Raw genomic sequence first — 13,847 nt, 5'->3', positions numbered from 1 at the left:
CGTTCAGCGGTGCGGAACCAGTCCGTGTGCCACCCCCGCTGTCACGTCCGCACCCCCAACTCCTTCCGCCACTTCACGATCTGCTTCTCCGCGTCCCCGGTGTACGACCACGGAGTCGTCGTCGCCCGGCGGCCCATCATGGCCAGGATCGCCGTCGAGATGTCCTTCGTGCCCGCGTAACAGGCCGCGTGGGCAAGGTAGTTGAGGTCGCGGAGTTCGCCGGGCGGGAAGGGGCCGTCCTCGCGCGCGGTGATCCAGCGTTGCCAGGTGCGGCGTACGTCGCTGACGGCGCCGTCGTGCGTCCAGTGCTGGCCGAGACCCACCGCCGCCTGATGGCCCTTCGCGGCGTCGAGGGCGTAGCGGTACTCCTCGACGCGGGCGTACTGCACGAGCACCGGCAGGGTGCAGCCGGGCGGTGCGACGCCCGCCGCGTCGCGGGCGAAGTCGTACATGAGGCCGTGGCTGCCGTGCCAGCGGGAGGAGTAGTAGTGGAGGACCTGGAGGTGGCCCTCGACGCTGTAGGGGTCGCGCCGGTGCAACTCGTCCCACCAGCGGGCGAGTTCCTGGCGTCGTACGCCTGACGGATAGAGACGGGCCACGGAGATCAGGGAGATCCACGGGGTGGGGTCGTCCGGGTACGCCTCCGAGGCCTGGAGGCAGGCCATGACGGCGGCGTCGATACGGTTCCGGTCGATCGGCACGCCCCGGCCCGCCGCGATGGCCACGTTGAACGCCCGGGCCGTCTCCGTCGCCGCGCGCAGCGTGAGCGCGTCGCCGCTGTGGGGCTCGGCGGCCAGCCACGACTCGACCGTCGAACTGCTCGCGCAGGCCTGCGCGAGCGTCCGGATCCGGTGGCCCCGGCCGAGCCAGTGCGCGCCGGTGTTCCGCAGCAGGTCCCGCAGGCCCTGCCAACGGCCGATGACGATGTCCTGGCGGGCCGAACTGAGGGGAGCGTCCCCGCAGTCCGGGTCGAAGTCGGGGGTGTAGCGGTCTCGCGCCATCGGGTGCCCCTCAGAAGTCGGTGGGGAGACCCTGATGGACCCGGGACTGTTCGGGCACGAAGTCGTCCGGGACGTAGTCCGTCTCGACGGTGTGCGTCGCGTCGAGGCGCGCGGGCCGGTAGTAGTCGCTGCCCTGCTTCCAGTACCAGAGCATCGGGACCAGCCCTACGGCGAGTCCGCCGATGCCGATGGCGATCGCCGCGTCGCTCAGGCTGCCCAGCGACTCGACGAAGATCCAGAACATGAACAGGGCGCCGAACAGCGGCCACAGCCCGCCGAAGAGGAAGTTCGCCGCGGACTTGAACAGCATCTTGCGGTACGCGACGACCACCGCGAGGCCCGCCAGGCCGTAGTAGACGGCGATCTGCAGACCGATCGCCGAGATCGCGTCGGAGAGGATCTCGCCCACCGAACCGAGCGCGTTCGAGGCGATGAACATCACCAGCGCCACTCCGCCGACCACGGTGATGGCGACCCACGGGGTGTTCCACGTGCGGTGCACCTTGCCGAGTGCGGCCGGCATCGTACGGTCGCGGCCCATCGCGAACAGCGAACGCGTGACCTGGATGAGGGTGGTCTCCAGGGTGGCGATGGTCGACAGCATCACCGACACGATGAGCAACTTGCCGCCCCAGCCCGGCCACAGCTCGTCGCCCAGCACGGCCAGCACGTTGGCGTCGTTGCTCTCGATCTGCCGCGAGGTCAGGATGATGTTCACCGCGATGGTGAACACCTCGAAGAGCAGGAAGACGATGCCGACGCCGATCAGGCCCGCGAGTCCGGTCGTACGACGGCTGTTGCGGGTCTCCTCGCTGAGGTTGCTGGTGACGTCCCAACCCCAGTAGTAGAACGCGGCGATGAGCGCGCCCGACGCGAAGCCGGACACCCCGTCGAAGTGGCTGAAGCCCAGCCAGGACCAGTCGAAGGCGCGGGCGTTGTCGGTGTGGACGAGGGCGAACACCGCGAACAGCGCCAGGATGCCCAACTCGACGCCGGACATGAGGAGTTGGGCCCGGACCGTGAGCCGGGCCCCGCCGAGCACCACGAGCAGCATGATCACGAACCAGGCGGCGCCCACCACCGTCGACAACGCCGTGTTGTCCGCGAGGTCTTGATCGAAGAGGGACAGCGTCATCGACCCGGCGGGCAGTGATCCGGCGACCATGAAGATGGTCGCGGAGACCACCAGGGCCCAGCCGCTGATGAAGCCGAGAAAGGGGTGGAGGGTGCGGCCCACCCAGGAGTAACTCGCCCCCGCATTCACGTCGATACGGCCGAGATAGCTGAACGCCAGCGCGATGCCCAGCATCGGTATCGCGCAGTAGAGGAGCGCCGCCGGACTGGCCAGCCCCACCGCGCCGACCAGGACCGCCGTGGTCGCGGCCAGCGAGTACGCCGGGGCGCTGCCCGCCACGGCCATCACCACGGTGTCGAACGTACCGAGGGCATTGGCCTGTAGCCCTCTGCCCCTGTTGTTGCTCATGGATGCGCTGCTTTCCGTCTTGCACGACGTGGGGGGTTGCGCGAACCGGCCCCGGACCCGGAGAGGGATGGCCTCGGGTCAGTGGCCGGTCGGAACAACAAGTAGGGAATGGTGGATACCCGTTGAACCGCTGCGTCGGCGGACGGTCACACCGTGTGTGGGTGTGATGATAGCCGTACCTCTTGACCTTTCAAGATTGACCAGCGAGTAATCTCCTGTGAACGGTCAGTCGCCGAGCCGGTCGATGTGCCGCAGCTTGTTGGTCGCGTCGAGGGCGGCGACCTTGTAAGACTCGGCGAGCGTCGGGTAGTTGAAGACCGCGTCCACGAGATAGTCGACCGTGCCGCCGCAGCCCATGACCGACTGGCCGATGTGAATGAGTTCCGTGGCGCCGGTACCGAAGCAGTGCACACCGAGCAGGGTGCGGTCCGTGGGGGAGACCAGCAGCTTCAGCATGCCGTGCGAGTCGCCGATGATCTGGCCGCGCGCGAGTTCGCGGTAGCGGGAGATGCCGACCTCGAACGGCACGCACTCCTCGGTGAGTTGGTCCTCGGTCTTCCCGATGAAACTGATCTCCGGGATGGTGTAGATGCCGATCGGCTGCCGGTCGTCGATCCGGTGCACCGCCTCGCCACAGGCGTGGTAAGCCGCCGTACGGCCCTGTTCCATCGAGGTCGCCGCCAGGGCCGGGAAGCCGATGACGTCGCCGACGGCGTAGATGTGCGGCACAGCGGTACGGAAGTTCTCGTCGACGTCGATCCGGCCGCGCCGGTCGGCGGACAACCCGGCCTTGTCCAGGTCGAGTTCGTCGGTCAGACCCTGCCGGCCGGCGGAGTACATCACGGCGTCGGCCGGGATCTTCTTGCCGCTCTCCAGGACGGTCAGCGTGCCGTTGGTGTGCCGCTCGACGGCGGCGACGGTCTCCCCGAAGCGGAAGGTCACGGCGAGGTCCCGCAGGTGGTACTTGAGCGACTCGATGACTTCCAGGTCGCAGAAGTCGAGCATCCCGGCGCGCTTCTCCACCACGGTGATCTTGCTGCCGAGCGCGGCGAACATGGAGGCGTACTCCATACCGATGACGCCCGCACCGACGATGACCATGGACCGTGGGACCCGCGGCAGGTCCAGGACGTTGTCCGAGTCCATGATGGTCTGCCCGTCGAACTCGACGGTGTCCGGCCGCGCGGGGCGGGTGCCGGTGGCGATGATGATGTGCTCCGCGGTCAACAGCCGTTCGTGGCCCGTGACATCGGTCAGGGCGATGGTGTGCGGGTCGACGAAGCGGCCCGTGCCGGCGAACAGGGAGACCTGGTTGCGGGACAACTGGTTGCGGATGACGTCCACTTCGCGGCTGACCACGTGCTGCGTGCGCGCGGTGAGGTCGCCGACGGTGATGTCGTCCTTCAGGCGGTAGCTCTGCCCGTACAGATCGCGCTGGGTGAGGCCGGTGAGATACAGCACCGCCTCGCGCAGCGTCTTGGAGGGGATGGTCCCGGTGTGGATGGAGACCCCGCCGACCATGTCGGGGCGGTCTACGACGGCGACCCGGCGGCCGAGCTTGGCCGCGGCGATGGCGGCCTTCTGGCCACCCGGTCCTGAACCGATGACAAGCATGTCGAAGTCGGGCACCTCCGGAGTCTGTCAGCCCGGGCGCCTCCTCCGAAAGACCGAACCGGTAACCAGGTGTCGACGAACTCGCTACCGCGCCTCGCGAAGTGCTCCGGGGGCGTCGTCCCGGGTGGCATCCGCCAGGCCCGCCGGTCCTGTCGACGCGGTGCTCACCGGCGCGGATCGCGGTGCCGGCGATGACGGGGACCGCTAGGGCAGCAACTTGTCCAGCGCCGCCGCCCCCTCCGTCGCGATCTTCCGCCGGGCCCACTCCAGATTCGCCGGGGTGACATCCCGGCCGGCCGCCAGGACCACGTCCTCCGGAGTCACCTCCGTACCGGTGCGGGTGTGCAGCAGGGCGTCCGGGGTGACGCGGTCGGCGTCTTCATCGGGTTGTGCTGTCGACATGGTGCCTCCTCGTCGAGACCGGGGACGTGCCGTGGGTCCCACTCCCACGATTCCCCGCCCATCCCCAGTGTGCATCCGGAAGAGTGGCCGATCGAGAACCTGAACCTAAGCTGGAACCGGCCCGCGCGGGCCCGAACCAGGGAGGCTGCCGCGATGGTCGAGACCCCGCCCGAGCAGGACACCCCCACCGGACCCGGATATCTGCCCATCGCCGAGCACGGACTGATCGGCGATCTGCGGAGCGTGGCCCTGGTGGGCACGAACGGCACGATCGACTGGTACTGCTGCCCGTCCTTCGACGCCCCCAGCGTCTTCGCCGCGATCCTGGACGCGGAACGCGGCGGCTCCTTCGAGCTCGCCGCCGCCGTGCCCGCCCGCACCAAGCAGTTCTACTTCCCCGACACCAACGTCCTGATCACCCGGTTCTACACCGAGGAGGGCGTCGGCGAGGTCCAGGACTTCATGCCGGTGACCGGGGAGACGGACGAGTCCGCCCGGCACCGGCTGATCCGACGCGTGCTGTGCGTGCGCGGCTCGGTCCCCTTCCGGACCAGGGTCGCCCCGAGGTTCGACTACGGCGCCTCGCCGCACACCGCGCGGATGGTCGACGACGTCGCCCTCTTCGAGTCCGCCGAGAGGTCCCTCGCGCTGACCGCCACCGTCCCCCTGGAGTGCGACGGCGTCGACGTGTGGGCCGACTTCAAGCTCGACGAGGGCGAGTCCGAGGTGTTCGCCCTCGACCAGGTCGACGGCGAGGTGACCTCCCGCCCCTGCGCACGCCAGGAGGCCGAGGACGAGTTCGCCTCGACGGTCGCCTACTGGCGCCGCTGGCTCTCCCAGTCCCGCTACCGGGGCCGCTGGCGCGAGATGGTCCACCGCTCCGCCCTCACCCTCAAACTGCTGACCTACGCCCCCACCGGCGCGATCGTCGCCGCCCCCACCACCAGCCTCCCCGAGCAGCTCGGCGGCGAGCGCAACTGGGACTACCGCTACGTCTGGATCCGCGACGCCGCCTTCTGCGTCTACGCCCTCCTCCGCCTCGGCTTCACCGGCGAGGCCAAGGCGTTCATGCAGTTCGTCACCCGCTACATCAGCCCCGGCGACGGCAACCCCTCCGGCCCGCTCCAGATCATGTACGGCATCGACGGCCGCACCGAACTCACCGAACACGAACTCCCGCACCTCGAAGGCCACCAGAAATCCGCCCCGGTGCGCATCGGCAACGCCGCCTCCGATCAGCTCCAACTCGACATCTACGGCGCCCTGATCGACTCCATCTACCTCTACGACAAGTGGGCCGAGCCCATCTCCAGCGACCAGTGGGACGACGTGTGCGCCCTCGTCGACTGGGTCTGCGAGAACTGGGACCAGCCCGACGAGGGCGTCTGGGAGACCCGCGGCGGACGCAAGAACTTCCTCTACTCACGGCTGATGTGCTGGGTGGCGATCGAGCGCGCGATCCGCCTCGCCAACCGCCGCGGTCTGCCCGCCGATCTGCCGCACTGGCTCCAGTGCCGCGACACCATCTACCGCCGCATCATGGACCGCGGCTGGTCGGCCAAGCGCCAGGCCTTCGTCCAGTACGAGGGCAGCGATGTCCTCGACGCCGCACTCATGATGATGCCGCTGGCGAAGTTCATCGCCCCCACCGACCCCAAGTGGCTCTCCACGCTGGACGCGTTGACCGAGGAACTCGTCTCCGACTCCCTCGTCTACCGCTACAACCCGCAGGCCAGCCCCGACGGCCTGCGTGGCGACGAGGGCACGTTCTCGATCTGCTCCTTCTGGTACGTCGAGGCCATGGTCCGCGCCGGCCGCGTCGACGAGGCCCGCCTCGCCTTCGAGAAGATGCTCACCTACGCCAACCATCTCGGCCTGTACGCCGAGGAGATCGGCCGCACCGGTGAGCAACAGGGCAACTTCCCCCAGGCGTTCACCCATCTCGCCCTGATCAGCGCCGCGTTCAACCTGGACAAGGCCCTCGGCTGAGTTCGGCTCCCCTTGTTCAGGTCGCGCAACAAGTGTCACCGAGGTGTCACAGCACACCGGGGCACCACAACTACCGTGGCATGTCTCGTGTCGAACCCGGTGACCGCAACACATTTGATCCACGGGGGAACACATCATGACGAACGTGTCACGCAAGAAGGTCTCCGCCGCCGTCGCGTCCGCGACCTTCCTGCTCCTGGCCGGCGCCGGCATCGTCGCCGCACCGGCCAGCTACGCGGGCGTCCCCGGCGGCACCAGCGCCGTCGACCGCAACAGCGACTTCAACGGGGACGGCTACGACGACGTCCTGATCGGCGCCCCGGACGGCACCGTCGACGGCAAGCAGGGCGCCGGCTACGTCACCGTCCAGTACGGCGCCCCGAACGGCATCGCCACCAACAACACCGTCCCCAAGGGCCACACGGCCGTCATCAGCCAGTCCACGCCCGGCGTCCCCGGCACCTCGGAGACCTACGACTCCTTCGGCCAGGCGATCGCCACCGGCGACGTGGACGGCGACGGCTACGACGACGCGATCATCGGCGCGCCCGGCGAGGACGAGGGCAGCCTCGAGAACGCCGGCCGCGTCACCGTCCTCTACGGCTCCAAGGCCGGCCTGGGCGCCGAGGCGAACGCCTCCTTCACCTCCACCAAGCCCGCCGCGGGCGCCCGGTTCGGGCAGTCCGTGGCGGCGGCCCGCTTCACCGGCGCCACCGACGCCGACGAGATGGCCGTCCTCGACGACAACGGCGCCCAGATCTTCGCCTACCACACCGACATCCTGCACCTGATGGGCACCCTGAACACGACCACCCAGCCCGGCGGCCACCGCATCCAGCCCGCCTACCTCACCACCGGCAACTACGACCGCAACGGCTTCGCCGACCTGGTCATCTCCGGCTACAGCCCCGACGACGACTACCAGCAGGGCTGGTCGGCCCTCTACGCGGGCGGCGAGACCGAGTTGACGTACCGTCAGGACCTGAACGGCGGCCTCGGCACCGCGTCGGGCGACATCAACGGCGACGGCTACGACGACCTCGTCCTCGGCCAGCTCAGCAGCGCCGACGACGAGGCGGAGGGCGACGCCGGCGGCAAGATCGGTGTCTACTACGGCGGTTCGGAGGGTCCCGCCGACCTCGCCGACTGGTGGTCCCAGAACTCCCCGGGCGTGCCCGGCACTTCGGAGCACGGTGACGGCTGGGGCAACGACCTGTCCGTCGGCGACGTGAACGGCGACGGATACGCGGACGTGGCCGTCGGCGCGCCCGGCGAGGACATCGGCACCGTCCAGGACGCGGGCGCCGTCTGGCTGCTGCGCGGTTCACGCGACGGCGTGACCGCGGCCGGCGCCCAGTCCTTCGACCAGAACACCGCGAACATCCCCGGCACCGCCGAGGCCGACGACTACTGGGGCAGCCAGGTCCGGCTCGCGGACACGGACGCGGACGGCCGCTCCGAACTGGTCGCCTCGGCACCGGGCGAGAACTCCGGTGACGGCTATGCGTGGTTGCTGCCCGCGGGTCCCAACGGTCTGCTCGCCGAAGGCTCCTCGCTGTACAGCGCGGCGGACCTCGGCGGCGCGGCGAAGGGAGCGAACTTCGGGGCGGCGATCGACGAGTAGGGGCCGAAGTGCCGGGCCCGGGGCGGATGTTCACCCCGGGCCCGGACTCACAACGCCTGTTCGGCCCAGATGACCTTGCCCGCCGGGGTGTACCGGGTGCCCCAGCGCTCCGAGAGCTGAGCCACCAGGAACAGGCCCCGGCCGCCCTCGTCCGTCATCGCCGCGTACCGCAGATGCGGCGAGGTGGTGCTGCCGTCGTAGACCTCGCAGATGAGGGTGCGGTCGCGCAACAGGCGGACGCGTACGGGGTCGTTGCCGTAGCGGATGGCGTTGGTGACCAGTTCGCTGAGGATCAGTTCGGTGGTGAACGTCAGCTCGTCCAGGCCCCAGTGGGTGAGTTGGCGGGTGACCGAGGCACGCATGTCGGCCACGGCCGCCGGGTCGGACGGGACGCGCCACTCGGCGATGTGGTCGGCGCCCAGCGCGCGGGTGCGGGCGACGATCAGGGCGATGTCGTCGCTCGGCCGTACCGACAACTCCGAGTCGAGGACGGCCCGGCAGGTGTCCTCGGGCGAGTCGCCGGAGTCGGTGAGCGCGGTGCGCAGCAGCTCCAGGCCCACGTCGATGTCCCGCTCCCGGTCCTCGACCAGGCCGTCCGTGTACAGGACCAGCCGGCTGCCCTCGGCCAGCTCCAACTCGGCCGTCTCGAAAGGGAGTCCGCCGAGGCCCAGCGGGGGGCCGGCGGGGACGTCGGGGAACTCGACGGTGCCGTCCGGCAGGATGAGGGCGGGCGGGGGATGGCCGGCGCGGGCGACGGTGCAGCGCAGGGTCACCGGGTCGTAGATCGCGTACAGACAGGTGGCTCCGGTGACCGGGGCGTTGCTGTCCTCGGTCGTCTCGTCCTGGTCGATCCGGCTGACCAACTCGTCCAGCAGGCCCAGGAGTTCGTCCGGCGGAAGGTCCAGCGCGGAGAAGTTGTGGACCGCCGTGCGCAGCCGTCCCATGGTCGCTGCCGCGTGCAGACCGTGCCCTACGACATCCCCCACGACCAGCGCGACCCGGGCGCCGGACAACGGCAGGACGTCGAACCAGTCGCCGCCGACCCCGGCCTTCGCGGGCAGATAGCGGTAGGCGACATCAAGGGCGGTCAGCTCGGGGATGCGGCGGGGCAGCAGACTGCGCTGGAGGGCCACCGCCATGCCGTGCTCGCGGGTGTAGCGGCGGGAGTTGTCTATGGACACGGCGGCGCGGGCGACCAGTTCCTCGGCGAGTGCCAGCTCCTCCTCGTCGAAGGGCTCGGGCTTGTCGGAGCGCCAGAAGTTGACCACGCCGAGGATGAGGGCCCCGGCCCGCAGCGGCACGGTGATCAGCGAGTGGATGCCGTACTCGACGACCTGCGCGGTGCGCTCCAGGTCCTGGGTGAGCCAGCCGGGGGCGTCCCTCAACCGGGGTTCGACGACCGCCTCCCCGGTGTCGAGGCTGATCGCCTGCGGGGAGGACGCCACGAACTGGATCTGCTTGCCGACCGGGTAGAGCGGGGCGTCGTCCCGGACGCCGCTGTACGCCGTGCGGCGCAGTTCGGTGCCGGGCTGCGGCTCCTCGCCGCTCAGGACGGCGTCGTAGAGGTCGACCGTGACGAAGTCCGCGAAGCGGGGGACGGCCAGTTCGCCGAGTTCCTCGGCGGTGCGGGTCACGTCCAGGCTGGTGCCGATGGCCACTCCGGCGTCGTAGAGCATGTTGAGGCGTTCGCGGGCGACCTCGGCGCGGCCGGAGAGGGCGCGGAGTTCCGTGGAGTCGCGGAGCGTGGTGACGCTGCCGGGCGGGCCGCCCTCCAGGTCGGTGGGGCGCTGGTTGACGGCGAGGAGCCGGCCGCCGACCCGGTGCACCTCGTCCGTCGCGACCCGCGCGGAAGCCAGCAGGGCGGTCATGTCAGGGTCGAGTCCGAGGTCGAGGACCAGGCGTCCCTCGGCGTTCTCGGGCAGGTCGAGCAGGCGCTGCGCCTCGTCGTTGGCGAGCAGCAGCCGGCCCTCGCCGCTGACGATGATCACGCCCTCGCGCACGGAGTGCAGCACCGCGTCGTGGTGCTCGTACATCCGGGTCATCTCGTGCGGGCCCAGGCCATGGGTCTGGTGCTGAAGGCGTCTGGTGACCAGCGCCGTCCCGCCGAGGGCGAGGATGAGGGCAGCGCCCGCGGCGATCATCAGGAGCGGCAGCTGCTGGTCGGCGGCGCCGCCGACGTTCGCCTTCGTCACCCCGGCCGACACCAGGCCCACGACGGTGCCGCCGGGGCCCCGGATCGGGACCACGGCCTGCACCAGCGGTCCGATGGTGCCGGTGAGCTCCTCGGTGACGACGTGCCCGGCCAGCGCGGGGGCGATGTCCCCGACGAACTTCTTGCCGATGCGGTCCGGCTTGGGGTGGGTGTAGCGGATCCCCTCGGTGTTCATCACGACGATGAAGTCGACCTTGGACGTCTTGCGCGCGGCCTCGGCGCTCGGCTGGAGGATCGCCGTGGGGTCCGCGCTGCGCAGGGCGGCGACCGTGCCCGGCGCGTTGGCGAAGGTCTCGGCGACGGCCACCGACCGGTTGCGGGCCTCCTGCGTGCTGTCGTGCCGCACCTGAAGGACCTGCGCCACCACGGCCGACACGACCAGCAGCAGCACGATCACCACTTGGAGCATGAACACCTGACCGGCGACGCTGCGGCCGCCCAGCCCGGACCGCCGGTGCCGGTGTTCGCGCGCCCGACGGGCACGGTCGTACGGGCGCTGCGCGCGCAGACCGTCGGGGCGGTGGGTCGACCGGGCCCTGGGCCGACCCGTCAGGCGGACCATGTGCCCATGTCTACACTGCCTGACCTCAGGAGGCGAGGGGCGTCACACCGGGTGACAGGCCGCAGCCGACCCGTGTGGATCACGGGTGCCCACCGGGCTTGGCGCGGCGGGCTGCGAGCAGCAGCGCGATGTCGTCGGGACGGTCGGCCGCGTGCCGGGCCTTCGCGGTGAGCCGGTCGGCGACACCGGCCAGGGACCGCCCGCCTGTCCGCGCGGCGGGCCCACCCGCCTTCGCGAGGGCGACACGCAAGGCGGCGATGCCGTCGTCGATGTCGACACCGGGCCGCTCGACCAGGCCGTCCGTGTAGAGCGCGAGGATGGAGTCGGGCTCCAGTCGCAGCTCCGCCACCGGGTACTGGGCGTGCGGGTCCACCCCGAGGACCACGCCCCCGGGTATGTCCCAGATGCGGGTGCGGCCGTCCGGCGTACGTATCAGCGGCGGCGGATGCCCCGCGCGGGCGACCCGGACCAGCCCGCTCGCCGGGTCCAGCCGGAGGTAGCAGCAGCTCGCGAACTGACCCGGGTCGAGGTCGATGAGGAGATGGTTCGTGCCGCTCATCACCTCGTCGGGCGGCCGGTCGCCGAGCGCGAACGCCCTTACGGCGCTGCGGAGTTGACCCATGGTGGCGGCGGCCTGCACACCGTGCCCCTGGACGTCGCCGATGACCAGGGCCAGACCGTCACCGGCCTCGACGACGTCGTACCAGTCGCCGCCCACCTCCATGCCCTGTGTGCCCGGCAGATAGCGCCCCGCGGTCTCCACCTGCGGGTGGGCGGAGAGCCGGCGGGGGAGGAGGGCCTGCTGGAGGCCGCGGGCGAGGGCGGCCTCCGAGTCGTAGCGCTGGGCCTTCTCCATCGCGTGGGCGATCAGCCCGGCGAGGGCGGTGAGCACCGCGCGCTCCTCGGAGCTGAAGTCGCGGGACCGGTCGAAGCCGAGGATGGCGGAGCCGACCGGCCGGCCGGACGCGATCAGCGGCAGGAACGCGCGGGCTCCGACCTCCGCGTCCAGCGGGATGCCCGGGTAGGCGTCCTCCAGTTGCTGCATGGAGTCGAAGAAGAGCGGGCGTCCGGTGGTGAGGGTCTCGACCCCGGGCAGCCGGGCGTCCAGACCGACGCCGTCGAACGGGGCGAGGAAACCCTGCGGGAAGCCGGTCTCCCAGGCCAGGTACAGATGCCGTTCCTGGAGCAGATAGATCGCGAGCCGCCGGCCGCCGAACGCGGGCAGCAGCTCCTTCATGACGACCGCGGACACCTGGCGGGCGGTGACCGCCTCCGTCAGCGCGATGGCGAGCACGATCGGCCGGTACAGCGGAGCCAGCGACGTGACGCCGTTGTCCGGACCGCCGTCCCCGTCGGCGCGCACGGGCACCAGCGGCAGCGGCGGCCCCGCCACCCGGGTCGACGGCGCGACCGTGCACGTCAGCCCGTCCCGCCCCGGATGGACGGCCATCGCGAGCCAGTCGCTCTCGTACGGCTCCTGCGCCCGCCCTTCGCTCCGCTCCCGCTCGTCCGGACGCCGGACGTGGAAGTGCACCGGCCCCAGCGACAGCAGGGCGCCGCGCAGCTGGTCCTCGCAGCCGATCTGGTTCAGCCAGGGCACGCCCTCCCACAGCGGGCGGCCCAGCAGCTCCTCGCGCGGCCGGCCCAGCAGCTGGGCGGCGCGCGGATTGGCGTACGTGACCAGACCGAGCCGGTCCAGACAGAACACACCGTCCGGGAGCAGATCGGCCGCGCTGTCGGCCATCGGTGCGCCGCCCGGGTCGATGACGACACCGCTGACCCGGTATCCGCCGTCCGGCGGGAGCGGCCCGGTGGCGGGCGTCCACAGGTCCAGCAGCCGGGCCGAACCGTCCGCCGCCCGCACCCGCAGGGGCAGCGGCGGGGGTTTCCCGGCGGCCGTGGCCCGCAGCGCCGCCATGACCTGGTGCGCGTCGCCCGGAGCCATGACGTCCGCGAGTGCCTGCGCGGTACCGGGGATCTCCGCGGGGTCCACCCCCAGCAGGGCGTGCAGGGAACCGTCCCCGGTCACGGCCGCCGTCCTCGGATCCCACGCGAACCGTGCCATACGGCCCTCGGGGCGATGCGTGGCCGCCGGCCGGACGCACACGGGCTCACCGTCCCAGGCGACGTACGGACCGTCCTCGTCCTTGTGCTCGTCCTCCAGCTCGGCCAGCGCGCTGCCCAGCTCCTCGGCCAGCCGGGTCATCCGGTCCAGGCCGGACAGCACCTCGGTGGCGTCCGGGGCGGAGGGCCGCAGCACGGTCAGCACGCCGTACGTCGTCGACCCGCCGATGACGGGCACGTACAGGGACCCGAACTGGAAGGGCAGGCTCGCGGCGAACTGGGGATAGCGGCGCATGGTCTCGGTGGCGTTCGGCAGGACCACGTGGACGCCGAGCCGGTAGGCGTCCGCGACGGGGAACTTGCTGTCGACGTGCAGCCGCCCCCAGGGGCGGAACAGCGGCCCGGGCAGCCCCGCCAGGACGGCGAGACGCAGCAGTCCGGGCGTGCTCGACCGCAGGTAGACGCCCCCGGAGTGGCCGCCGGCCGCGTCGACCGCCTCCGTCGAGGCGTCGACGAGCAGCTCGGCGAGCCGTCCGGGCGTCCCCTTCTCGCGCTCGGCACTCCCAGTCATTGGGGCTCTACCTCGTCCCTGTGGCGCCGGGTGGGTGACACAGCAAGAATGCGCCAGGACGCGGCCGGGGTCACCTGGGCGGACGGGATGGGCTGGAGAGGCACGGGTATCGCTGGTCCGTCGGTGTCTGATGAAGTGATCAAGAGTGGCTCAAGTGTCGATGGGTCGGTTTCGGGTGCGGAGTGCGTCGGACGCTGACGACGCCCAGCGCAGCGCGCTGCGCCGCTCGGAGTTCGGGTTCGTCTTCCAGTTCGGGCAGTTGGTGCCGGAGCTGACCTGCGTCGAGAACGTCGCCCTGCCGCTGCGGCTGAACGGCACGCACCGC

The 13,847-nt window shown here is 70.9% G+C and carries 8 protein-coding genes and 1 pseudogene; 3 read left to right on the top strand and 6 right to left on the bottom strand.

Translation table 11 applies throughout. The features are described from left to right. Window positions 1–41: 41 nt before the first annotated feature. The 4 genes from ACNFOC_RS15940 to ACNFOC_RS15925 form a co-directional block, all read right to left on the bottom strand. Window positions 42–1,001, bottom strand: coding sequence for a hypothetical protein (locus ACNFOC_RS15940; protein WP_416959772.1), 960 nt, complete (start codon window positions 999–1,001; stop codon window positions 42–44). A gap of 10 nt (window positions 1,002–1,011) precedes the next feature. Further along, window positions 1,012–2,484 (bottom strand): APC family permease, encoded by a 1,473-nt coding sequence (locus tag ACNFOC_RS15935; protein ID WP_416959771.1) that lies wholly within the window; start codon window positions 2,482–2,484, stop codon window positions 1,012–1,014. Window positions 2,485–2,709: 225 nt separating this feature from the next. Continuing rightward, window positions 2,710–4,113, bottom strand: a complete 1,404-nt coding sequence (gene sthA, locus ACNFOC_RS15930; RefSeq protein ID WP_416959770.1) for a Si-specific NAD(P)(+) transhydrogenase — start codon at window positions 4,111–4,113, stop codon at window positions 2,710–2,712. A gap of 189 nt (window positions 4,114–4,302) precedes the next feature. Then, a complete protein-coding gene (locus ACNFOC_RS15925) occupies window positions 4,303–4,500 on the bottom strand; it encodes a hypothetical protein (protein WP_416959769.1) in 198 nt (65 codons plus the stop codon). A 153-nt stretch (window positions 4,501–4,653) separates the two neighbouring features. On the opposite strand from ACNFOC_RS15925, the gene ACNFOC_RS15920 reads away from it, so the two are divergent. Both ACNFOC_RS15920 and ACNFOC_RS15915 read left to right on the top strand, forming a co-directional pair. Then, the gene (locus tag ACNFOC_RS15920; protein WP_416959768.1) at window positions 4,654–6,489 is read left to right on the top strand and encodes a glycoside hydrolase family 15 protein; all 1,836 of its coding nucleotides are present in this window, start codon (window positions 4,654–4,656) and stop codon (window positions 6,487–6,489) included. A gap of 136 nt (window positions 6,490–6,625) precedes the next feature. After that, window positions 6,626–8,113: an esterase gene (locus ACNFOC_RS15915; RefSeq protein WP_416959767.1), complete on the top strand. Its 1,488-nt coding sequence runs from the start codon at window positions 6,626–6,628 to the stop codon at window positions 8,111–8,113. Window positions 8,114–8,160: 47 nt separating this feature from the next. Here ACNFOC_RS15915 and ACNFOC_RS15910 read toward each other — a convergent pair whose 3' ends face one another. Together ACNFOC_RS15910 and ACNFOC_RS15905 are read right to left on the bottom strand one after the other, a co-directional pair. Further along, window positions 8,161–10,887 (bottom strand): SpoIIE family protein phosphatase, encoded by a 2,727-nt coding sequence (locus ACNFOC_RS15910; protein ID WP_416959766.1) that lies wholly within the window; start codon window positions 10,885–10,887, stop codon window positions 8,161–8,163. Window positions 10,888–10,966: 79 nt separating this feature from the next. After that, complete coding sequence (locus ACNFOC_RS15905; RefSeq protein WP_416959765.1) at window positions 10,967–13,522, bottom strand: SpoIIE family protein phosphatase; 2,556 nt, start codon at window positions 13,520–13,522, stop codon at window positions 10,967–10,969. Window positions 13,523–13,715: 193 nt separating this feature from the next. Between ACNFOC_RS15905 and ACNFOC_RS15900 the strand changes: the two are divergent. Continuing rightward, window positions 13,716–13,847: pseudogene (locus tag ACNFOC_RS15900) on the top strand (ABC transporter ATP-binding protein); the annotation flags it as partial.

Origin of the sequence: Streptomyces colwelliae, assembly GCF_048158785.1 — a bacterium.
Classification (GTDB): domain Bacteria; phylum Actinomycetota; class Actinomycetes; order Streptomycetales; family Streptomycetaceae; genus Streptomyces.
This window is presented reverse-complemented; position numbering and strand designations above follow the sequence as displayed.